The organism is Marinomonas sp. (assembly GCF_965225885.1).
Taxonomy (GTDB): Bacteria; Pseudomonadota; Gammaproteobacteria; order Pseudomonadales; family Marinomonadaceae; genus Marinomonas.
This window is the reverse complement of sequence record NZ_OZ245329.1, coordinates 3258796-3281571: the sequence shown is the minus strand read 5'-3', so window position 1 is coordinate 3281571 and position 22776 is coordinate 3258796. Positions and strand designations below refer to the sequence as shown.

Genomic DNA, 22776 nt, shown 5'->3' with positions numbered 1-22776 from the left:
TGAGCCGATAAAAATAATAAAAATTAGAGACGCTTTTGTATGTTTGAGAAACGCTATCGACTTAATCTAGTGTTCAATGCTAATAAGGTTTACGACCGACAAGTCATTGAGGGGATTGGCGAATATTTACAAGCCGCGCAATGTGACTGGGACGTTTACTTTGAAGATGATTTCCGCTCTCGCCTTGATGCGCTAAAGCATTGGAAAGGGGACGGCATTATTGCCGATTTTGATAATCCAGAAGTCGAAGAAATCTTAAAAGATACCAGTATTCCAACCGTGGCAGTTGGTGGTTCTTATCATCATAAAAAAGATTACCCTCGTTTGCCTTATGTGGCGACGGATAACGCGGCATTAGTGCGTTGTGCGTTTCAGCATTTGAAACGCAAAGGGCTGCCTCAGTTTGCTTTTTATGGCTTACCAAGTACGGTTTACAGCCGTTGGGCCAGTGAGCGAGAGCATGCGTTTGTGGAGCAAGTTCGCTCTGACGGATTTGAACCTCATGTTCATCAAGGTTTCTGCACATCGGCTGAAATCTGGGAAACTGCTCAACACTAGCTAGAAACATGGTTGACTGATCTTCCTAAACCCATTGGCATTATTGCCGTCACGGATTCCCGCGCACGTCATTTATTACAAGTCTGTGATCATTTGAATATCCTCGTGCCGGAACAGGTTGCCATTGTTGGGATCGATAACGAAAGCATGGCGAGGTACTTAAACCGAACCGCCTTGTCTTCTGTTGAGCAGGGCAGCAAGCAAATGGGTTATGAAGCGGCAAAAATGCTGCATCGCATGCTATTAGGTTATTCAGTTGAAGACTCACTGGTAGTGGTAGATCCAATTGGCATTACCGAAAGACAGTCGTCTGATTATCGTGCTTTGAACGATCCTTATGTCATTCAAGCCATGCATTTTATTCGTCACAATGCCTGTCGAGGAGTGAAAGTTGCGCAAGTAGTGGATTATATCGGAATATCAAGAACTAACCTAGAAACCCGCTTTATCGACGAAATTGGCTGCTCAATGCACGAACAACTGCACATGACCAAATTTTATCGAGCCTGTGAATTGATCACTTCTACAGATTTACCGTTCGATGAAATAGCCCGAACCTGTGGTTATCCATCGGTGCAATACATGTACACAGTGTCACGCAAAAACTTAAGTATGACGCCAGGGGAATATCGAGTGTCATCGCGGCTTAATAAAGAAAATCAACACTAAAGTGTTTATGAGACAGTACGGGAGGGCGAAATGCTAAAAAATATAGATCCTTTGCTAAGTGGTGAATTACTGAACGTGCTACGCACAATGGGACACGGTGATGACATTGTACTGGTTGATCGTAATTTTCCTGCGGCTTCTATGGCGGCTGGAAAACCCGTTATTCGCTTAGATGGCGTGAATGTCATTCAAGCTGCCAAGGCGATTTTATCGGTATTGCCATTAGATACTTTCGTTGATCAACCAGTGACGCGTATGCAAGTGGTTGGCGAAGACAAATCTGTGATGCCAGAAGTACAGCAAGAGTTCGCTGCTGTACTAAAAACCGCTGACAGTGATAACGCTGAAATGGGCTCGTTAGAGCGCTTTGCTTTTTACGAAGCGGCTAAACAAGCCTACGCTTTTGTTGTGACTGGCGAAGGCCGAGGTTACGGCTGCTTTTTATTGAAGAAAGGTGTGATTTTTTCTTAATATTTTTCGTAAAACGAAGTAGTAAAAAAACACAGGTCAGCTTTCGTTGGCCTGTGTTTTTTAGTTTTAAGCTGTTTAACTTTTATCTAACGGCTTATTTGAACTCTTATTTAAAGATGTAGCCATTCACCATGTTTTCTAGCATTTCTTGGCGACCAGAAACTGGTTTAGGATCGATGTTATTTTTCTCAGCATATGCCGCAAGGTCTTGCAAAGTATGCTTGCCAGCTAAAATGTCTGCACCCAAAGAGTCGTTCCATTTCGCATAACGTTGATCAACAATGTTCGCCAATTTTTCATCTTCGATCATTTTAACCGCACGTTCTAATGACAACGCCAAGGTATCCATTGCGCCAATGTGACCGTGGAATAAATCCTCCAGATCCATCGACTGACGACGTAACTTGGTGTCGAACATGTAACCGCCCGTTTTGAAACCGCCAGACTTTAGAATCTCATAAGTAACAAGCGTGTACTCTTCTACACTGGTTGGGAATTGGTCTGTATCCCAGCCGAGTTGCGCGTCGCCTTGGTTGGCGTCGACGGAACCAAGAATGCCCAAGGAACAAGCCGTGGCGATTTCATGATGGAAGCTGTGACCCGCCAAGGTCGCGTGGTTGGCTTCGATGTTGACCTTGATCTCTTTTTCAAGGCCAAACTCTTTTAAGAAGCCATATACCGTCGCAGTATCGTAATCGTACTGATGCTTAGTAGGTTCCGCTGGTTTTGGCTCGATCAACAAAGTGCCTTCAAAACCGATTTTGTGTTTGTGCTCAACCACCATTTGCATGAAACGACCAAGCTGAGCGCGTTCGCGTTTTAGATCGGTATTCAAGAGAGTTTCGTAGCCTTCACGGCCGCCCCATAGAACATAGTTCTCGCCTTTAAGGGTTTTGGTAGCGTTCATCGCATGAAACACCTGAGTCGCAGCATAAGCGAAGATTTCAGGGTTCGGGTTGGACGCTGCGCCAGACATATATCTTGGGTTGGAAAAGGCATTCGCCGTTCCCCACAATAGCTTGATGCCAGTGGCTTCTTGCTTGGCTTGTAGAACGTCGACCATTTGCGCAAAGTTATTAATGTATTCTTTGATTGAACGGCCTTCTGGGCTGACATCTACATCGTGAAAACTGTAAAAGGGAACACCCAATTTAGTGAAGAACTCAAATGCCGCGTTGGTTTTTAGCTTTGCTGCTTCCATTTCAGATGTGGCTTTAGACCAAGGGCGTTCAAAGGTATTCGCGCCAAAGACATCGCTACCTTGCCAACAGAACGAGTGCCAATAACACACCGCCACGCGTAAATGCTCTGCCATGGTTTTGCCCATCAGCATCTTGTTTGCATCGTAATGTTTGAAAGCAAAAGGGTTGCTTGAATCCGCGCCTTCGTATTTGACAACGGGCACAGTTTTGAAAAATTCGCTCATATCGGAACTCCATACTATTGTTATTTTTTATCCCTACGAATCATTGTTTGTTTAGGCGATTGCTTCAATTACGAAATTTTCTGAGCGCGTTATTGAATTTGTTGGGAGTTTTTTGTGAAGGCTTCTGGGTCAATAGTTTGGTCTGTCTCGGAAAGGTGTAATAAGATTAGAAAACAATTATTACGGAGGGCAAAGGAATGCCAATTATTAGTCGTTTTTACGGTATATTGATTGCTATGTATTTTAATGATCATAATCCACCACACTTCCATGCGAAGTATTCAGGGTATGAAGCGTTATTCGCACTTGATGGAAGAATACTTGAAGGAAACCTGCCGAAACGTGCATCTGCTTTTGTTCAAGAGTGGATTGCAATACATCAAGCAGAACTAGAAGAGAATTGGTCTCGCGCGAAAGCGGGTGAACCTCTAAATGACATTGCCCCATTGGAGTAAACGATGTTGCATATAAAGTCCGCGAAATATTTATCAGGTTATAAGTTGTGGATTGCTTTTGATGATGGAACCTCCGGAGAAGTGGATTTGGCCAATGAGCTCAAAGGCTCAATGTTCGAACCACTTAAAGATTTAGCTGAATTCCAGAACGTCACTGTCGATCCAGAGTTAGAAACCATTGTTTGGCCGAATGGTGCAGATTTGGCTCCAGAGTTTTTGAAGGCTTTGCAGAGTAAGCAGAGTGTTTGATAGGACTTTTGACTTCAATGTAGCTTTACCAAAGTCGTGTATTTTTCAGGCGATTTAAATTTTAAAAATTAGGTGACAAGTTTTAATTTTTAAAACTCGATGTGAAAGATAGCCAAGATCGTGACTTTGAGATTTTGGAAATAAAATCGACATGCAATCCTGACTTTCTTTTAGTATTACTTGAAGAAAGAGAAATATCCATAGTTACTTATTGAGGTCGAGAGAATGGACGAAAAAGTTAAAGCATCATGGGAGCGAGCTCTTCATCCCGAGACGCTTAAAACAAATATTATTACCGCTTCAATATTTTCTATGGCTTTTGAAATGCTAAAAAACAGTATTACCGAAAAAATAAAAGGATTTTTTACTGATGGATTTGATGAAAATGGTATGACTATCAGTCCTGAATATAAAGAGAAAGTTCTTTCATTAAGTAGAAGTCCTCTTTACGCATCACTGAAATGGTTAGAAAATATGGAAGCCATTGATGATAAAGACTTAAAAACATTTGAGAAGATAAAAAAGTGCCGTAATACCTTAACACACGAGATGCTTGAATTTGCTTCATCAGGTGTAGATTTCGATGTCACTGAAGTCTTCGATGATATGGTAAGTCTTTTAAGGAAAATCGAGATTTGGTGGTTTGAAAACTTAGAAATGGCAATAGATCCAGAAGCATATCCCGAAGATCTAGATTTAGAGGAAGTTATACCTGGCCCAGTTTGGAGTCTTCGAATGCTCATCGATGTTGCTTTAGGGCCAGAAAAAGAAGCACGTAAATATTACGATGACTTTGTTGCAAATGCCGACAAAACTTAACATGATTTATTTGTCGTAATAATATCAGGTGCGTTCCAAATCAACTACAAATGCGGTAATTACTCCTTCACACAAATATAAACCGAGTTGGTCGATTGGCCGCCTTGAAACGGGTTGTCAAAGGTCACTAGGTGGGAGTTGACGCTTGCGAATACGGTTTTAAGCAATTCGATAAAGTTGTCTTCTGGTGCTTATTTTGAGGTGGAGAGTGCGACCACATGGCGAATACGCGTTTTTAGCTTATTGAAGTCACGCACTTTTTGTAATAGACAAATTTGTACTACATAAAAAGTGCGCATAATAAAAGGCGTTATTTATTTAGCATCTTGTTTCATAAGGCCTTTAAAGCCAGTCAAGTAGTTTATAAAGTTTCGACCTATCCATTGCGCTTCTAAATCCGCTTTCGATACGGGTAAGCTTGGTGATATATAGTCGGCATTGGCCTTCACTTTTAATGGAAAATCATGAGCTAGAATGCCTGCTTTGCCAATGCTGACAAAGTCTGCGCCTTGTTCTAAACATTGAGCTGCAGTTTGAGCTGACATGATTGCGCCAGCGACGCCAATTTTTAAAAATTCTCGGTTAATGCTCGTAAAATAAGAGATGAGTTTTTTCCCTTTAAATTCAGCTTGCTCAGGTTCTTTGTTGACATCCCACAGCGATAAGTCGATGTAATCGACTTTGGTACCTTGCTCAAGAAGCTTAACCAAAGAGATCATCTCACTTAACTCTAAACCAAAGCGTTCTGGTGATATTCTTACGCCTATTTGAAAGTCTTTACGGCAGGTGGTGCGAATTTTCTCAATAATAAGCACGAGCATTCTCATTCTATTTTCAAAAGATCCACCCCATTTATCTTGTCTTTTATTGATGGTTGGAGACATGAATTGTGCAATCAGGTAACCGTGTCCAGCATGAATTTGAACACCATCAAAACCCGCTTTTTCAGCTCGAAACGCAGCGGCGGCAAATTGGTTAATTACAACTAGGATGTCATCTTCACTCATGGCTCGGGTATTGGATTCGGAATCCAATGATGGGCCAACTTTATCTGTGACGGTATCTAAGGCTCTGTTCCCTGCATGGTGTATTTGCAAGCTCGAAAGAGCGCCTGATTTTTTGATATCTTGTGCAATATCGGTTAGGCCTGCAATATGCTGATCATCGAAACACCCTAGCTGCCCAGAGAATCCGATGCCATTTATATCGACATGCGCGGCACAACTTGTCACTAAAGCAAACCCGCCGGCCGCTCTTTTTTCTAGGAATATCCTATCTTGTTCGGAAGCACTTCCATCTTCATGACTTTGTGTGTTGGTAAGTGGCGCAAGGGAAAATCTATTTTTGAGTACAGGGCCTCTTGTAAACGTTAGTGGATCAAATAGTCGATCTACATTGGTATGGTTGTCATTCGTTGTCATATAAAGTCTCTTAATCTAAAAAATAATGATGCAAAGCAGTGGTTAAAAATAAGGTCACCGCGAAAACGAATTAAGCATTCAACTCACGTTCTAGCTTTGCTTTTGTCATGGCTTTTAAAAATACATTAAAAACTAACCCACTAATCAATGTTGCCAAGCCGATGGTAACGAAGGCGGTCACCGTTAAATTTATCAAAACATGGGAGCCATTAATTAAAATCGGCTGATATAGGGCAATAAGTACAAAGACGATCCAATGCGACAAGCAATAAAAGCAATGGAATAAATGTTCTAAGAGGATGTTTTTTTGTGTTATCCATGTACGCATGGAGGCAAATAGCTCTGTTTGTGTAATCGTAATCGATACACAGCTACTGGCAATTGCAATGACTAGGCAAGTCCAAAAAGGTGCCAAATAAGGCATAAGATTCGTCATATAAATGTCCTCTTGTTGATCAATAAAGATAATTGGATATATCAAGTAACTTTAATAGTTACGGTAAAATATTAGTGTGTTTCCTTGTTATTGTCAAAACGTAATTTTAAAAGTTACAATGCTTTAATACAGTTGAAATAACAGGTTTCTATGAGAACGGATAGTCGATTATCTAGGGTGCTGCATGTATTGCTTCATATGATTAAACATGAAGGAGTACTAACTTCAGAGCAAATAGGAGTCATGCTTGACACTAATTCTGTGGTTGTCAGGCGAACTCTGGCAGGGTTGAGAAAGGCGGGTTTGGTTACATCCGAGAAGGGACATGGCGGAGGTTGGCGGCTGACACGTAATGGCAAAGAGATAACATTGTTGGATATTTACCTGTCGTTAGGAGCCCCGCAGTTGTTTGCTATTGGTTTCGACCATACATCGCCAACCTGTGCGGTAGAGGCTTCGGTCAATAATGCACTTGGTCAGTCGTTGACCAAAATTGAATCTATTTTATTGAATGATTTTGCCAGTATTAGTTTGCAAGACTTGTATGTGGATTTTGAACAGCATTGCAATACTGCGTAGTGATACACGTATGATGGTAATAGCCGATATTTTTTAATAATGCGCTATTCATGACGTACAAACGTTTTTTTATTAAAGAATTTATGAATACTAAAGCCATCAGAGCAGGATTTTCTCTGCCTTACATAAAATGGAGTCGTTATGTCGTTCTTGGTGTCTATGTCAAACCCCTTTTTTGCCTCTTATATTGAAGAGCTGATCGTGCTGTATGCACGAGAGAATGTGGCATCTGGCCGCTGGCAGAAAAAAGGATCATTAACTCGGGCTAGGCGTGATACAGAGAGATTACTACCCCGTGGAATAGACACAGATAACAATTATTTTTTCGAAATGAAAGTGCCTGAGGTGAACGAGACCGTTGGGATGATATGGCTGTCATTAGAGAATAGTGATACCACCAGTACGGTATTTATTTACGATTTAGAAATTAAGGCAGAACATCGTCGACAGGGCTATGCAAAACTTGCTTTAAAGGAAATTGAGGATTTTGCAGCGGCGAATAATATCGTTAATATCGGCCTACATGTATTTGCTCAAAATAATGCTGCGCAGAACCTTTACGCCGAAATGGGCTATGAAACGGTGAGTGTTAACATGGTAAAAAAAATTGACCAAATTTAGGTAGCCGTTAGTACAATTTTGCTAGTGAGTGGTTATGGTGTTGTGTTGTGTTGTGTTGGTGAAAAGCCTTTTACTCGTTTAAATGCACGAGAGAAGGCGGCCTCTGAGTTATAACCTAACTCTTCTGCTAGTTCTATTAATGGTACGTTGTTGTGTTTTAGTCGCTGATAGGCGAGGTTCATACGCCATTTGGTTAAGTAACTTTTGACACTGCAACCCACTAAGAGAGAGAAGCGAGCTGAAAAACCGGAGCGTGACATGTTGCATTCTCGTGCTAGAGAATCGACGGTCCAATTTTTTCCTGGTTGTTGGTGAATGGCATGTAAAGCAATACCAACACGCTTGTCTTTTAGTGCGCCCAACCAGCCCTGACTGGCTTTTGGAGACTGTTCCATCCAGTGTCTAATTAGCTGAATGATCAAAATATCAGCTAAATTGGTGATGATTGTTTCTCCACCTGGTTTCAATTGTCTAGCTTCAGCTGAGATAAATTCTAGCGTACTGTTTAGCCAGGTTTGGCTCGTTTTCTCAAGTTGGTCGAGTAAGAGTATGGATGGCAGTTGTTGAATGAGTTGTTGTCCGACAATTTGATCAAAGCCCATAACGCCGCAAGTAAGTTCCGTTTTTTCTCCTTCCCCAATAATTTTAAGTACTTCATATCGCTCACTTATTTGCTGAATTCCAGTGTTAAAAAGCGGGATTGGAGTTTGCTCTAGATCACTACTAATGATATGGCCCTGTCCTTGCGTAACTAATACGAGCGCCCCTTGTTTTAATAGTTTTGGTGATTGATTTTCTAATTGAAGCCAACATTGGCCTGCAGTGATGATATGAAACATCATTTTTCCCGGCAGTTTAGGCATTTCAATTGACCAGTCACCGCTTAACTCTGAGCGGCAGTAAAGGCTGCCGTGGAGTCGAAGTTGGTGCAAAGTTTCCCCAAGCGGGTCATTGGTTACTGGAAATTGCCGTGTCATGTCCATTTTTTATGTCTCGTTAGAAAATATGACTTTATAAAAAATAGATGAATAATCAAAAAATAAAGATAAATCATCATTAAGTGTCTATTAATTTACCATCATACTGGCTGTGTAAATGGGAGTACAAGTGAAAATTCAATTTGATATAGGAGTGTCCCGATGAATTTACATACATGCTTAATTGTTGGTAAGAACGGTAAAACTGGTCGTAGAGTTAATACATTAATAACAGAAGCGGGGTACGTGACCCGTGCTGTTTCACTTTCTTCAGTGCCAAGTTTTGATTGGCAAAATCCTGCTGGCTGGTTAGAAGTCATGCAAGGTTGTCAATCCGCTTATGTTTGCTTTCAGCCTGATTTAGCTGTTCCCGATGCTCAGCAGGCTATCGCAGAATTTATACGCCAAGCTAAGCTGGCTCGTATAAGTCATATTGTGCTTTTATCTGGCCGTGGTGAAGAAGGGGCGCAGAGTGCAGAGCAGTTATTGATTAATAGTGGGCTTAGCTGGAATGTGGTGCGTGCCAGTTGGTTTGCTCAGAACTTTAGTGAGGGATTTCTGATTGAGGGTATTCTGAATGGTCATGTCGCTTTACCGGCTGGCGATGTTCTAGAGCCATTTGTAGATGTAGATGATATAGCCGAGGTTGCTGTTGCTTGTTTGACAAAGCCACATTTAAAAAATCAAATTTTTGAAGTAACAGGTCCGGAATTATTAACCTTTCGTGATTGTGTCGAAATCCTATCTCAGGTGACTGGAAAAGTGATTAATTTCACTTCTATTTCTGTAGACCAATTTTTGCAAGTATTAAGGCAGAAAAATATGCCACAAGAGGTTTTATGGTTGATGAAGGAGTTATTCACGGTCGTATTGGATGGCCGCAACAGTCATGTTACTAATGGTGTTGAAGCGGTATTAGGACGTCTGCCAACTTCTTTTCAAGAGTACGCTGTTAAAGCTAAAAATACTGGAGCTTGGAACTCAATGGATTAATGAAGCGATAGTGTAGGGTGTCTAATGGTTAATTTAATAGTTGAACTGGCTCTGTTGGCCGCTGTTATGAGTACTGGATTGATGGCTGGTGTTTATTTTGCCTTTTCTGCATTTGTAATGTCCGCTCTAAAAACACTGCCGGATAGTTCAGGCATAGCTAGTATGAACGGTATCAATAAAGTGATATTGAAATCTGCTTTTATGCCGTTATTTTTTGGGTCTTGTTTATTGGCTTTGCTATTGATCTTTTTTGTTAATGAATCCGTGGTCGAATCAAAATGGGTAAACATGGCCAGTGCCATTTATTTACTGGGAATGCTGGTTACTACGTAAGCGCCCTTAAATCAGCATTCTTGCCGACCATTGAATAATCTCAGAACCTAACGCCTGTTTATTTTTTTACTAGCAGGAGTTTATTATGAATCAACCTTCCGATTCTCAATCCCGTTCTGAGTTTTGGCTTGAACAGGTAAAAGTCGCTGGCGAGTCCGGCTTGTCTGGCGCTCAGTTTTGCAAACAACAGGATCTCAATTATTCGCAGTTTATGTATTGGCGGCAGAAGTGCCAGAAACAATCCAACCCAACGTCACAAGGCAAGGCGTCTGGTTTTGTTAAAGTAGCCCCCTCGATCCTAGAGTCTCCATCCAGCTTATCGGTATCTTTACCTAGCGGGATACAAATCCGTGGCATTGATTCTGGCAATTTGGCCTTGGTTCGTCAGTTGCTGGAATGGGCGTCATGACACGCTATTTTCGCCCATCGGTTGAGATGCCTGAGATCTATCTTTATCGCCAGCCGGTGGATTTTCGTAAAGCGGCTTTAGGGTTGGCGGCGATTGTCGAACAAGAGCTGGGACGCAATCCCTTCGATGGCGCATTGTACGCGTTCACCAACCGACGCTATAACAAGATCAAATGCGTATTCTGGGAAGACAACGGTTTTGTTCTCTATTACAAAGCCTTAGCGGAGGAAAAGTTCCGCTGGCCGAAGGGTGACGAGGCGATCATGTCATTGACGGGACAACAGATCAATTGGTTGCTGGATGGCTATGATTTATCGCGGATGAAAGGACATAAAAAGTTGTATTATGAGTCTGTTTTATAAGCACTTTTCAATTATGTTTTGCTATAATGCTGGACATGAAAAAAGTGCCGTTTCCATCCCAAACCCCCATCTCCTATGAAGGCCTGAGCCACACTCAGCTGGTCGAATTGCTAACGCAGAAAGACCAGCTTCTTGATGACCATCATCAAGTCATTCGCCATCAGGAAAAATTGTTGGATGAAAGAAAGCAACGAATCGAGCTGTTAGAAGAATTACTGCGCTTAGCCAAAGCACAAAAGTTTGCCGCCAGCAGCGAGAAATCTGTTTATCAGATCGATCTGTTTGATGAAGCAGAGCTCGAAGCGGCGATGGACGCGCTCATTGAACAACTGCCTGAAGGGGTGCTTCCAGAAACGCTTCGACCTCGCAAGCGCCAACGTGGTTTCTCCGATAAGCTTCCTAGAGTACGGGTAGAACTGCGATTGTCTGAAGACGAAAAAGTCGGTGCCACGTCCACTTTTTTCAGTAAGGTCAAAGAAGAGTTGGATATCGTTCCCGCCAAGGTCAGGGTCCTCGAATACTGGCAGGAAAAGGCGGTCTTCAAACAAGAGGAGAATGAACAGGAACGGATCCGCTCAGCCGAACGTCCCCTTCATCCATTAGGCAAGTGTGCTGTCAGCGTTTCTTCATTAGCCTATATTATCGCGGGGAAGTATGCCGATGGCTTGCCCTTGTATCGCCTGGAAAAACAGATCGAACGCTACGGGGCGCATCTGGATCGCACCAACATGGCGAATTACCTGATCCGACTCAATGAGCCTATTAAACCGCTGCTGAACTTACTGTGGGAAGTGCAATTGGAGGCAAATTACCTGCAAGGTGACGAAACACGCATCCAAGTCCTTAAAGAAGACGGTAAAACCGCCCAATCTGATAAATGGATGTGGGTCATTCGCGGTGGCCCACCGGACAAACCAGTGATTCATTTTGAATACGATCCGTCTCGTGGCGGTAAAGTGCCCGTGCGCCTGCTCGATGGGTTCAATGGCGTGCTGCAAGCCGACGGCTATGGGGGTTACAACGCCGTGTGTAGGGAAAACAACCTAACGCGCATTGGCTGTTGGGATCATGCTAGGAGAAAGTTCGTCGAAGCCAGTAAGGCGGGTAAAACGAAGACAAAAAGTAAAAACGCGGTCCCAGCCAAAGCTGACGTGGCCTTAGGATGTATCAGCAAGCTCTATGCTATTGAAACGAAAATCAAAGGGCTGAGTGTCGAAGAAAAAACAACTGCACGTCAAGAACAGAGTCGTCCTATTCTCAACGCCTTTAAAGAATGGCTAAACAAGAATGTCGGTACCGTTCTAAAAGACGGACTGACTTATAAAGCCATCCAATACACCCTGAACCAATCGGACTACCTGACAGGGTACTGTGAGGATGGGCAATTGCACATTAGTAATGTTCTCGCTGAGAACGCCATCCGCCCCTTCGCGATTGGACGCAAGAACTGGTTATTCGCCGACACTTCACAAGGTGCTCATGCCAGTGCGACTTGGTATAGTCTCGTTGAAACGGCCAAAGCCAACGGGCTAGAACCTTACGCGTATATTTTGCATATTCTGCAACACATCGCTAGCGCCGACACGGTTGAGAAACTGGAAGCATTACTGCCTTGGCAGGTTAAAACGGCGCTGTAAAGACGCAGAACCATCCGGCAAACGGATGCAGTAAAAAAACGAAATGGAAAACCAGAAACAACCAAAATAAAGAAGAGAAAAAAGAAAGGTCTTACCGCTGCATCCTTGCAGCCTGAATCCTCCTGAAAACAGACAGAGCCTCCATCCTGGAGGTGTAGGCAAATCCGTTCGCCCTCTGTCTGTTATTTAACTTAAACTTTTTTGATACTTGATGCAACCTCAAGTATCCATTTACACCGATGAATGGTCATTAAGGGATCATTTACGACGACACAAAACAAACGATAATAATGCTGATTTAAGGGCGCTTACGTTACTACAATTGTTTTTAATGTCCCACTAAATAATAGGTTAAAAATCTGTGCATTAAAGCAACAGCCTGAAATATGGCAGTATTACTTAACCCATTGGACTAGATGGAATCATATTCGATTTGTAAGTTCTATAATGGCCTGCTTGTTTTATATTTTAGCTTTAAAATAGTGGGGAGTAATGAAATAGGCTTGCTGCTATTTTGCCGTAAGCCTTTTTTTAAAATGGGATGGCTCTTGTGTCAATGGATATGAAATAACAATGCGCTTTACTGAGAAAACCTAAAAAAGCCTTGGAATAAGGTTTAAAAGCGTATTTAGGTGCTTAGTCTGGTAGGATGCTTGTCAAATACAAATGGGTTGGTTACGGTTTTACTAGAACAGTCTTTAAATATTAATGGGAGTAAGAGTGATTAGTCGTCCCTGAATAATGGCGTTTCAGGCTAGAAGCGCCATGCTATTTTTAGATCCTTCCTGTTGAAAAATTATTTTCAACCATAATCGTCTTAAAAATGGCCCAAAATATGGGGCGCAATAAAGCCACTTCAGTAGCTTACGTAAGTTCTGGCCACAGGCACTTAAAATCACGTTGATCGCATCGCCTAGTACACCTTTTAAGAAGCATCGTCTGAGTTTTCCATCCGATTTGAGATGCCCTATGATGGGCTCTACGCTATTTCTTCTTCCCATCCATGGCTTCTCTTTCTTGGGTACACCTCGTTTTTGACCTGCAACCAAGACTTTAATATCTTCCACGCCCGACCCTTTATATCCTCGGTCAACAAAACAGGTTTCCGGTTTTTTTCCTGTCAGGGTTTCAACTTGCTGAAGTTGATCTTTCAACGTATGTCCATCATACGGATTACCAGGATAGCTTCTGGCTCCCACAATGAAGGACTCTTTTGCTGTTACGGCTATGCTCGCTTTTACGCCAAACTCATAGCGTTTATGCGCTTTGCCTTTGGATATGCAGTCCACATTAGGTTCATGCAAGCTATACAGTTTGTTTTTGCTCTGGCGAGTTTGTTTTAGTAATCGATAGGCTTGGTTAAGTGTGTCTTCCTGTTTTTGGGTGAGCGTTAACCCTTGTTGTTTTACTTGCCGATCAATATCTCGCATGACTCGCCCTAAAAAGCCTTTCACTTGCTTAATCGCTTTTCTCATTCGTTTGTATTGTTTGGCGTGACCATAGCGTCCAATTTTTGGCATTAGCTCATGACAGGCTTTGTCGTAGGTTTGTCTTAACGTGATGTTTTGTTCTTTGGCGACCTGAGTCAGCTGCTGTCGAGCCTTGTTGTAGAGCTTGGCATCGGTTGGGAAGGTGATGTTTTTTTCTTGTACCGTGGTGTCTATCACGACTCGTTTTAGGCTCGCTGGTTTGATGACTTTTAGCTTTAGTCCTGCCTGTATCGTCTGGGTAAGCAGCCATTCACAACCTTCTTCTCCTAACCGTTTTCGCCATTTAACAAGACTGGTTGGATGGCACGGGAAGTCGTGCTGGAAAAAGGTTTCGCCGCAAAAGTATTGGTAATAAGGCGATTCAAGCCATTGCTCTAACACCATCTCATCAGACAAATTATGCAAGTGCTGCAAATACAGCAATCCCGCCATAAGACGCGTTGGCAACGCGGCCGCACCAACGCTTGAAAAATGGGTACTAAGCGTTGAGTCCAATTGCTTCCAATCAATGATCTTAGCCAGTCGTACTAAAGGATGATTGGGGTTAATGATGTCAACGAGCTGAGGTTGGAATAAATCCTTTTGCGGTATGGTCTTTGTCTGACGAGGTTTCATAAAACTCACCCATTCTGCAACTTTTTAGGTCTAAAAGCGTATTTATCATAAGATTTAGGTATTAACTATCTTATAAAAATACATTAGATTCAATAGGTTGAGAGTTTTTCAGGGTCGACTGATTAAGGTAAATGGCCGAGAATTAGACATAGATATTGGTAGTAGGCACATCGTTATTCAGCGTCGATATGAAGCGCTTGGTGCACTTAATGATCTTTTGATTGCTGTTTGGTTTTTAATAGGCAGTTTCTTTTTTTTAAATGATTCGCTGGTTGAAAGTGGAACTTGGTTGTTTGTTGTGGGGAGTGCCCAACTCATCATTAAACCACTTATCAAGCTAATGAGTCTGGTGCATGTGGGCTTTATTCATAAAATTCCTGTGTAGTAATACTGTGGGCATTTACTCACAAATATCCCCTAGAAGGTAGTTAGAATAATAGACCTAAGATATCTAGTTCTAGCTAGTCGTCCCTAAATAATGGCGTCTCTTGCCTGAAGCGCCATTATTCAGGGACAACTAATTATTTTAGGCGACAACTACCTTGAAAAACGCTGCTTCTCTAATCAAATATCTTTTCGATAAAATAAGAAATATTTTAGGAAGGTAAAATTTATAAAGAATAAAAAAAACTCCACAACCAACTTTGAAATAAGTTGTGAACTATCGACATAGTTTGAGAGTTCGACTTGCAGCCAAGATGAAAGAATCCCCATAGAATATACATATAGAACGAATAATAGAAAAGTAAAAACTTTTGCTTTGGTTAAAAAAACCATTTTATTCAAGAGGCAAAACTGGACAAAAATCGATGCTGTTCTAGATATTAAATTAGCATTTAAAATGGTACTCCCCATCGATAACGAAATAGAGAATATTATAAAATCTACTAATGCAGTTATAAGTGAAGACGCTCCATAACGAAGTAGAACAAAATAAATTCGAAGGGAATCTAGCAAAGGTCTAAAAGATGTTGATTTATTATTTTCTATGTAAATAGTTTCTATATCAATTTCAATTATTTCTATTTCATGTTTAGAATTAGAAAATTTTACTAATTGCTCGGTTTCAAACTCAAATCCATTTGATTCTATATCTAGAGACAAAGCCATAAGCTCCTTTGACAAGCCTCTAAGTCCTGTCTGAGTATCTTTAAATTTTCTGCCTAAGACCAACGTGTAAACTAAATTTGATATATTGTTACCTATATAGCTTTTGATCGGTATATTACTGTCAAATTTTCTACACCCCAATACAAAAGAAAAAGGGTTACTTTCTAACTCCTTCAGAACACGCATGCAATCATGGCTACTATGTTGCCCATCACTATCTAATGTAACCACACCTTTTATGTGTTGAAAAATTTTTAATATATAACTAAATGCTGTCTTGATAGCTGCGCCTTTCCCTAGATTAACTTCATGATTTACTATTTTTATATTTTCAAATGAATTTAATAAAGAATCAAAAATAGGATCTGAGTTTTTATGACTGCCATCATTAATTATAATAATTTCACAACTTGAGCTGAGCTGAAGATTTTTTACTACTTTTAAGAGATTTTCATCTGGATTATAAGCTGGTATTATAAAGGCGTAACTATTTTTCATTAATTCTTTTCCTCTGAAGAAAGGGGGGCAAAGTAGATTAAATCTGTTCTTTTTCCAATTTCTTTAATAAAGCCAAGTCGTTCGGCTTCTAAAATATTAGCCCAGTCTTTACCGTCGACTTCCCATTGTCCAAATACAAAATATCTACCATCTTTACAGCTATGTATTAGTGTGTCTTTACTGTACTGCCCATATATAAAGCGTTCTCTAAAAGATCTAGTGTAATAATTATAGGTTAAAGGGATATCTATTGATATGATTTTAACACAATTAGCCTTCCCTACAACTAAATCACGAATTTTTTTTCCTACATCCATGTTACCAATTTTAGATTGACCATCTCTCTGTACTTTCTCTAAAAACTCATTGTCTAGAAGAAAAAAAGAAGCAGATATAATAAAAAAAGTAAAAAAATAAAGTAGCGGTAAAAAATTTATTTTTTGAAGAAGGTGGTATAAGTGTTGCCTCTCTTTAAAATTAAAAAAGATAAGCTTCATACGTAAAACAGAGAGGGTGGAGTGGTTATCTAAAAAAAAAGCTAAATTGATGGAGAATGAAAGAATCAAAAAACTTTTAACCCATGCAGAATTTCTTCCGTCATAAGAGAAAAAGCTCCACCATATGAGAAGCCCAATTATAAAAAATAAACCACTTAAAAAACTAATTGATGCAAAGCGTCTTAAGCTATCATAACGATATAAATAAAAAGAAATTATAATCATTAATAAGGTGATTATTCCACTAAAATAATTTGGGTAATCCCAAAAGCCTGCCCCCCTATCACTAGTCGAGGAACTTAACTCTCTCAAGTGCGAGAGGTTGGAGATAGGGTTATTATTATAGATAAAATACCATATCAGGAATGATGTAAAATACGACATGGAGAGCAAGAATATTATGAATATGGAACTTCTTTTCAAGCATTTTCTGTTGAAAAATAAAAAAACAAAATTAAATAAAAGAAAAGCTAGTCCTGCTTGCTTTACTATGCTACATAATCCTGCGAACAGTAGCGCAGAAGATATATAAAAATAAAATTCAGTTTTTTCTTTATACAAGTCGGCTGCGTATAATAAAATTAGGCTTAAGAATCCAAACAGCATAACAGGGATATCAGTATACCCACTAATAGAGTGAGCATTTATTGCGTAAGAATACAAACAAAAAACGCTAATCAAAAAGGTTTTATTTCTTGTTTCTATATATAAAAATATCGGAATTAGAAAAGATACTACTGGAAGAACATACAATGAGAGTTTTACCGTCCACCAAATGTCAGTTGTTCCCTGTAACTTGTACAGCATACTAAACATGGAAGAAACTAAGATTGGGTATGCCGTTCCTTCTGGGTGATAATTGTTATTTGCAAGCTCTATTCCCCATCTATTCCATGAAGCTACAGCATCCCATGAAGTAAAGACATCACCAATGTAAAACCAAAGAGGGCTTGATAAAGTCAAAGCCAGAAGCCAGACCCATGGAGTAAAATGTATCGTTTCAATTTTATTGTAACTCTTTAATGAAAAATATATTGAGCATATAAAAATAAAATAAGATAATATCTGAAAAAACAAATCACTAATTTTAAAGGCAGTGCTTAATAAAGTTAGAAACCATATAGCGGTAAATGAAAATATAAGGGAAAATGAAGAAACTATTGAATTTTTTATTAAAGGGAATTTGTATCGAAGATAGATTTGTGGAGATAAAAACAAGGCAAAAAAACCAATAAAAAAATTTAAAAATACCATTTCTCACACAACCTCTTTTGATTTTTTAACTAAAAGACAAGACGTAATCTATTTTAGATTCATAAAAATAATTTTTATAGAGATAAAATTATTAAGTTTTTACATGTAATGCAGAATTAGATAATGTAAATTATTAATATAAGAGAATATAGAATCATAACCTTTACTGAAGTTGAAACATATGTCAGTATCCCAGTGCGTAAGATTTTAAGTATTCTTCATGTATTGAAAAATGGTGTAAATTTATAATACCTAACTGTTGAAGGTAATGCAATCAATGTTAAACATTGTAGCTTAAATTGTCAACATTAGGGTGGACTCTGTAATTCGTTCCTAGATATCAACAATAAGTGACATACGCTTATTTAGTTGTCCCTGAATAATGGCGTTTTAGACAAGAGACGCCATGTTATTTTTAGGGCTTTCCAGTAGAAAAATTATCTTCAGCCATAATCTCCTTAAAAAATGGCCCTAAATATGGGACACAGCTTGCGTAGATTCTGGCCACAGGCGCTTAAAATCACGTTAATCGCATCACCTAGTACGTCTTTTAAGGAGCATCGTTTGAGTTTCCCATTGTATTTGAGATGCCCGATGATGGGTTCTACACTGTTTTGCCTCCCCATCCACTTCCTCTCTTTCTTTGGGACACCGCGTTTTTGACCTGCAATCAACACCTTAATATCTTCTACGCCTGACCCTTTATACCCTCGGTCAACAAAACAGGTTTCCGATTTTTTTCCTGTCAAGGTTTCTACTTGTTGAAGTTGATCTTGTAACGTATGGCCATCATAAGGATTACCTGGATAGCTTCTTGCTACCACGATAACGGATTCTTTCGCGGTAACAGCGACACTGGCTTTCACGCCAAATTCGTAGCGTTTATGCGTTTATGCGTTTATGCGTTTATGCGCTTTGCCTTTGGAGGTGCAGTCCACATTGGGTTCATGCAAGCTATACAGTTTGTTTTTGCTCTGGCGAGTTTGTTTTAGTAATTGATAGGCTTGGTTGAGTGTGTCTTCTTGCTTTTCAGTGAGCATTAATCCTTGTCGTCTTAGTTTCCGATCAAGATCTCGCAGGACTCGCCTTAAAAGCCTTCACTTGCTTAATCGCTTTTTTCATCCGTTTATATTGTTTGGCGTGACCATAGCGTCCAATTTTTGCCATTAACTTACGGCAGGCTTTGTCATAGGTTTGTCTTAACGTGATGTTTTGTTCTTTGGCTACCTGAGTGAGCTGCTGTCGAGTCTTGTTGTAGAGCTTGGCATCTGTAGGGAAGGCGATGTTTTTTATTGTACCGTGGTGTCTACCACGACGCGCTTTAAGCTCGCTGATTTGATGACTTTTAGTTTTAGTCCTGCCTGTATCGTCTGGGTAAGGAGCCATTCGCAGCCTTCTTCTCCTAACCGTTTTCGCCATTTAACCAGACTGGTTGGATGGCACGGAAAGTCGTGCTGGAAAAAGGTTTCACCGCAAAAGTATTGGTAATAAGGCGATTCAAGCCATTGCTCTAAGACCATTTCGTCAGACAAATTATGCAAGCGCTGCAAATACAGCAACCCTACCATTAAGCGAGTGGGGAACGCAGCGGCACCGACCGTTGCGAAATGCGTGCCCAACTCGTTATCCAACCGATTCCAATCAATGATCTTAGCCAGTCGAACTAAAGGATTATTGGGGTTAATGATGTCTACGAGCTTAGGCTGAAAAAAATTCTTTTGCGGTATGGACTCTGTCTGGCGAGGCTTCATAAAATTCACCTGTTCTGCAACTTTTTGGGTCTTATGGCGTATTTATAGCAAGATTTGAGTATTAACTATTTTATAAAAACAAATTAAATAGGTTGAGAGTTTTTTTAGGGGAGACTAACTAATCAAGGCATTTTATACCAATAATACAAAATATTGTTTGTTTAAAGAGTTATTAAGGTTCGTGGAAAAGTATGATTATACAGGCTTTGATAGGGGAAATGAGTAAGACAGCCTAGCTCATTGGTGAGCTAGGTTGATGTATTTATCACTGCGTAGAAGCTTGATGATTAGCCAAGCATATCTCGCAGTACGTACTGCAAAATACCGCCATGCTTGTAGTAATCCCATTCTTTTGGTGTATCAATTCGAATATCTGCACTGAATGTAATTTGATTACCTTCGCTATTGGTTGCTACAACGGTGACATCATCCGCTTTGTCTACCAAACCTGAAATATCAAATTGCTCTTGTCCTGTTAGTCCGAGCGATTCATAGCTTTCACCTTGTTTAAATTGCAGTGGTAAAACCCCCATGCCAATCAGGTTAGAGCGGTGGATGCGCTCATAACTTTCTGCGATTACAGCTTTTACCCCGAGTAACAATGAGCCTTTAGCCGCCCAATCCCGCGATGACCCCGTGCCGTATTCTTTACCCGCTAAGACAATAAGTGGCGTATTGTGTTTTTGATACGCCACTGCCGCATCGTAAATACTGGCTAAGTTATTGTCAGGTTGAGTGCGGGTAATGCCGCCTTCGGTACCCGGTGCAAGCAAGTTTTTAAGTCTTACGTTGGCAAAGGTTCCGCGCACCATCACTTCGTGATTACCTCGGCGAGAACCATAAGAATTAAACTGCGCTTTTTCTACGCCATGTTCTTGCAGGTATAAACCAGCGGGCGAATCCGCTTTAATCGCACCAGCTGGAGAAATATGGTCGGTGGTGACTGAATCTCCCAGTTTGGCTAAACAACGCGCGCCTTTGATGGTTGGAATGCCCGGAGGATCGATGCTCATGCCGTCAAAAAAAGTGGCTTTTTTAATGTAGGTTGACGCGTCGTTCCGGTCGTACAGTTTGCCATCCGGTATTTGAATTTGCTGCCAATGGCTGTCGCCTTCGTATACGTTGGCGTAGCTTTTGGCGAACATGTCTTTGGTAACGGTATTTTTAACTAGATCGCTGACTTCTTTAACGCTTGGCCATATGTCTTTCAGGTAAATATCTTTGCCATTTGCGTCTTGCGTTAGCGGTTCTTTGTACACATCGATATCGGTACGACCTGCAATGGCGTAGGCGACAACAAGCGGAGGCGAGGCCAAAAAGTTCATTTTTACCTCTTGGTGAATACGTCCTTCAAAGTTTCGGTTGCCGGATAAAATAGAGCTAACGATGAGTTTGTGATTTTGTATGGCGTCGGATATTTCACTCGCTAATGGGCCAGAGTTGCCAATGCAAGTGGTGCAACCATAGCCGACGAGGTTAAAGCCGAGGCTTTCTAGGTCATCCATTAATCCTGCTTTTTCTAAGTAGTCGGTCACGACTTTAGAACCCGGTGCTAACGAGGTTTTCACCCAAGGTTTTACATTAATACCCATTTGTTTGGCTTTTTGAGCGACTAAACCTGCCGCTAAAATAACACTTGGGTTTGAGGTGTTTGTGCAGCTAGTAATGGCGGCGATAACACAGGCTCCATCGTTTAATTCAAATTCTTGGCCTTTAAATTTAACGAGGGCAACGCCTTTCACTGGCGCCTCATCAACTGACTCATTTGGATGAATGATTGGGCCTTCACTTTCTATGCGAGCTTGTTCTTCATTGCTCTTATTTTCACGAGCCATTCGTTCGTCTTGAAAGCCTTTTAGATGATCTCGAATAATATCACCCGCTTTATCAAGGGCGATTCTGTCTTGTGGACGTTTAGGACCCGCAAGACTGGGTACAACATCATTTAATTTAAGTTCAAGTTTATCTGTATAGTTGGCTTCATCACCATCGTTGCGCCATAGGCCTTGATGCTTTGCATAGTCTTCAATGAGGTTAAGCTGGGTTTCGTCGCGATTGGTTAAACGAAGATAGTTAACCGTTTCATCATCAATGGGGAAGATGCCGCATGTTGCACCGTATTCTGGTGCCATATTGGCAATGGTGGCTCTGTCGGCAAGTGGTAAGTCGGCAAGTGGTAAGTCGGCAAGGCCATCTCCGTAAAATTCGACAAATTTACCAACGACGCCGTAGTTACGCAGCATTTCGGTAACAGTAAGAACGAGATCGGTCGCTGTGGTACCTTCTGGTAGTCGACCACTTAGTTTCACTCCGACAACCTGTGGGATCAGTAAGCTAATCGGTTGGCCGAGCATGGCGGCTTCGGCTTCAATGCCGCCGACGCCCCAACCTAGTACGCCTAAACCGTTAATCATCGTAGTGTGTGAGTCTGTTCCCACTAGCGTGTCTGGGTAGGCAAACTTTTGACCATTACGATCTTCGTTAAACACCACGCGAGCTAAATATTCTAAGTTTACTTGGTGCACAATACCGGTCGCTGGTGGCACAACTTTTAGGTTATCAAATGCTGTTTGGCCCCAGCGCAAAAATTCGTAGCGTTCTTGGTTTCGTTCGTATTCCAGTTTGCTATTTAAATTAAACGCAGCCGCATTACCATAACCATCGACTTGTACAGAGTGGTCAATAACCAGTTCGGCAGGTGACAGAGGGTTTATTTTTGCGGGATCGCCACCTAGCTTCTCCATGGCATCGCGCATGGCGGCTAAATCGACAATGGCAGGGACACCGGTAAAATCCTGCATGACAACACGAGCAGGGGTAAAAGCCACTTCCGAGGCGGGTTTGGCTTGAGGATCCCAATCTAACAGGGCTTGTATGTCTTGCTCTTTGATATTTACGCCATCTTCATTACGAAGTAGATTTTCGAGTAATATTTTTAATGAAAACGGCAGTTGTTTGGCTTGGTCGCCAAGCCCTTCTAAGGAATGAATATGAAATTGCTCGCCATTAACGGTGATCTGTTGTTGGGTGTCGAAACTGTTGTTCATTTTTTTCCCCTTTGATTGTTTGACAGATATTTTGAAAAAAACCTCTAAAATTAGATGAGCAGATAAGTGTTATGTTGGTTAAGAGTGTAGCAGCACTTT

The 22776-nt window shown here is 40.9% G+C and carries 23 protein-coding genes and 1 pseudogene; 15 read left to right on the top strand and 9 right to left on the bottom strand.

The features are described 5' to 3' along the window. Window positions 1-39: 39 nt before the first annotated feature. From ACO05V_RS15635 to ACO05V_RS15625, 3 genes are read left to right on the top strand one after another with little or no spacing between them, the layout of a single operon-like run. Window positions 40-558 (top strand): hypothetical protein, encoded by a 519-nt coding sequence (locus ACO05V_RS15635; RefSeq protein WP_421853454.1) that lies wholly within the window; start codon window positions 40-42, stop codon window positions 556-558. A gap of 12 nt (window positions 559-570) precedes the next feature. Beyond that, entirely contained in the window at window positions 571-1227 is a 657-nt protein-coding gene (locus ACO05V_RS15630; RefSeq protein WP_421853451.1) for a substrate-binding domain-containing protein, read from the top strand. 30 nt (window positions 1228-1257) lie between these two features. Then, window positions 1258-1698, top strand: coding sequence for an RbsD/FucU family protein (locus ACO05V_RS15625; protein WP_219701830.1), 441 nt, complete (start codon window positions 1258-1260; stop codon window positions 1696-1698). Between the two features lie 106 nt (window positions 1699-1804). On the opposite strand, the gene xylA is transcribed toward ACO05V_RS15625, so the two are convergent. Next, window positions 1805-3124 (bottom strand): xylose isomerase, encoded by a 1320-nt coding sequence (gene xylA / locus ACO05V_RS15620; protein WP_421853448.1) that lies wholly within the window; start codon window positions 3122-3124, stop codon window positions 1805-1807. Window positions 3125-3321: 197 nt separating this feature from the next. On the opposite strand from xylA, the gene ACO05V_RS15615 reads away from it, so the two are divergent. From ACO05V_RS15615 to ACO05V_RS15605, 3 genes are all read left to right on the top strand, one after another. Further along, the gene (locus tag ACO05V_RS15615; RefSeq protein WP_421853445.1) at window positions 3322-3579 is read left to right on the top strand and encodes a DUF4160 domain-containing protein; all 258 of its coding nucleotides are present in this window, start codon (window positions 3322-3324) and stop codon (window positions 3577-3579) included. Window positions 3580-3582: 3 nt separating this feature from the next. Further along, entirely contained in the window at window positions 3583-3828 is a 246-nt protein-coding gene (locus tag ACO05V_RS15610) for a DUF2442 domain-containing protein (RefSeq protein WP_421853442.1), read from the top strand. Between the two features lie 225 nt (window positions 3829-4053). Further along, window positions 4054-4647, top strand: coding sequence for a hypothetical protein (locus ACO05V_RS15605; protein ID WP_421853440.1), 594 nt, complete (start codon window positions 4054-4056; stop codon window positions 4645-4647). A 314-nt stretch (window positions 4648-4961) separates the two neighbouring features. Here the strand turns inward: ACO05V_RS15605 and ACO05V_RS15600 are convergent, their stop codons facing one another. Together ACO05V_RS15600 and ACO05V_RS15595 are read right to left on the bottom strand one after the other, a co-directional pair. Next, window positions 4962-6068, bottom strand: coding sequence for an NADH:flavin oxidoreductase (locus ACO05V_RS15600; RefSeq protein ID WP_421853437.1), 1107 nt, complete (start codon window positions 6066-6068; stop codon window positions 4962-4964). Between the two features lie 70 nt (window positions 6069-6138). After that, window positions 6139-6504, bottom strand: coding sequence for a hypothetical protein (locus ACO05V_RS15595; protein ID WP_421853434.1), 366 nt, complete (start codon window positions 6502-6504; stop codon window positions 6139-6141). A gap of 150 nt (window positions 6505-6654) precedes the next feature. On the opposite strand from ACO05V_RS15595, the gene ACO05V_RS15590 reads away from it, so the two are divergent. Together ACO05V_RS15590 and ACO05V_RS15585 are read left to right on the top strand one after the other, a co-directional pair. Further along, a complete protein-coding gene (locus tag ACO05V_RS15590) occupies window positions 6655-7083 on the top strand; it encodes an Rrf2 family transcriptional regulator (protein WP_421853431.1) in 429 nt (142 codons plus the stop codon). A 141-nt stretch (window positions 7084-7224) separates the two neighbouring features. Then, window positions 7225-7704, top strand: a complete 480-nt coding sequence (locus ACO05V_RS15585; RefSeq protein ID WP_421853428.1) for a GNAT family N-acetyltransferase — start codon at window positions 7225-7227, stop codon at window positions 7702-7704. Window positions 7705-7736: 32 nt separating this feature from the next. Here ACO05V_RS15585 and ACO05V_RS15580 read toward each other — a convergent pair whose 3' ends face one another. Then, on the bottom strand, window positions 7737-8681 hold the full coding sequence (locus tag ACO05V_RS15580) for an AraC family transcriptional regulator (protein WP_421853425.1): 945 nt from the start codon (window positions 8679-8681) through the stop codon (window positions 7737-7739). Between the two features lie 162 nt (window positions 8682-8843). Here ACO05V_RS15580 and ACO05V_RS15575 point away from each other — a divergent pair, with 162 nt between their 5' ends. The 6 genes from ACO05V_RS15575 (at window position 8844) to ACO05V_RS15550 (ending at window position 12898) form a co-directional block, all read left to right on the top strand. Then, window positions 8844-9674 (top strand): NmrA family transcriptional regulator, encoded by an 831-nt coding sequence (locus tag ACO05V_RS15575; protein WP_421853422.1) that lies wholly within the window; start codon window positions 8844-8846, stop codon window positions 9672-9674. Window positions 9675-9698: 24 nt separating this feature from the next. Further along, window positions 9699-10007 (top strand): hypothetical protein, encoded by a 309-nt coding sequence (locus ACO05V_RS15570; protein WP_421853419.1) that lies wholly within the window; start codon window positions 9699-9701, stop codon window positions 10005-10007. An 85-nt stretch (window positions 10008-10092) separates the two neighbouring features. Continuing rightward, window positions 10093-10416, top strand: coding sequence for an IS66 family insertion sequence element accessory protein TnpA (gene tnpA / locus ACO05V_RS15565; protein ID WP_421850371.1), 324 nt, complete (start codon window positions 10093-10095; stop codon window positions 10414-10416). Then, the gene (gene tnpB, locus ACO05V_RS15560) at window positions 10413-10778 is read left to right on the top strand and encodes an IS66 family insertion sequence element accessory protein TnpB (RefSeq protein WP_421853416.1); all 366 of its coding nucleotides are present in this window, start codon (window positions 10413-10415) and stop codon (window positions 10776-10778) included. Before tnpA ends, tnpB begins: the two co-directional genes overlap by 4 nt. 35 nt (window positions 10779-10813) lie before the next feature. Then, window positions 10814-12415, top strand: a complete 1602-nt coding sequence (gene tnpC, locus ACO05V_RS15555; protein WP_421856987.1) for an IS66 family transposase — start codon at window positions 10814-10816, stop codon at window positions 12413-12415. A gap of 321 nt (window positions 12416-12736) precedes the next feature. Beyond that, window positions 12737-12898 (top strand): anthrone oxygenase family protein, encoded by a 162-nt coding sequence (locus ACO05V_RS15550; protein WP_421856984.1) that lies wholly within the window; start codon window positions 12737-12739, stop codon window positions 12896-12898. Window positions 12899-13164: 266 nt separating this feature from the next. On the opposite strand, the gene ACO05V_RS15545 is transcribed toward ACO05V_RS15550, so the two are convergent. Then, on the bottom strand, window positions 13165-14520 hold the full coding sequence (locus ACO05V_RS15545; protein ID WP_421851889.1) for an IS5 family transposase: 1356 nt from the start codon (window positions 14518-14520) through the stop codon (window positions 13165-13167). Window positions 14521-14617: 97 nt separating this feature from the next. Between ACO05V_RS15545 and ACO05V_RS15540 the strand changes: the two genes are divergently transcribed. Then, the gene (locus tag ACO05V_RS15540) at window positions 14618-14905 is read left to right on the top strand and encodes a YrhK family protein (RefSeq protein ID WP_421853413.1); all 288 of its coding nucleotides are present in this window, start codon (window positions 14618-14620) and stop codon (window positions 14903-14905) included. A 179-nt stretch (window positions 14906-15084) separates the two neighbouring features. Here ACO05V_RS15540 and ACO05V_RS15535 read toward each other — a convergent pair whose 3' ends face one another. The 4 genes and pseudogenes from ACO05V_RS15535 to acnA all read right to left on the bottom strand — a co-directional run bounded on the left by ACO05V_RS15535 (window position 15085) and on the right by acnA (window position 22677). Then, the gene (locus tag ACO05V_RS15535; RefSeq protein WP_421853410.1) at window positions 15085-16128 is read right to left on the bottom strand and encodes a glycosyltransferase family 2 protein; all 1044 of its coding nucleotides are present in this window, start codon (window positions 16126-16128) and stop codon (window positions 15085-15087) included. After that, entirely contained in the window at window positions 16128-17879 is a 1752-nt protein-coding gene (locus ACO05V_RS15530) for a hypothetical protein (protein WP_421853407.1), read from the bottom strand. The genes ACO05V_RS15535 and ACO05V_RS15530 overlap by 1 nt, the downstream gene beginning before the upstream one ends. A 390-nt stretch (window positions 17880-18269) precedes the next feature. Further along, window positions 18270-19630, bottom strand: a pseudogene (locus tag ACO05V_RS15525) (IS5 family transposase). Between the two features lie 287 nt (window positions 19631-19917). Continuing rightward, window positions 19918-22677 carry an aconitate hydratase AcnA gene (gene acnA / locus ACO05V_RS15520; RefSeq protein WP_421853404.1) on the bottom strand — a complete coding sequence of 920 codons (2760 nt, stop codon included), beginning with the start codon at window positions 22675-22677 and terminating at the stop codon, window positions 19918-19920. Between the last annotated feature and the right edge of the window lie 99 nt (window positions 22678-22776).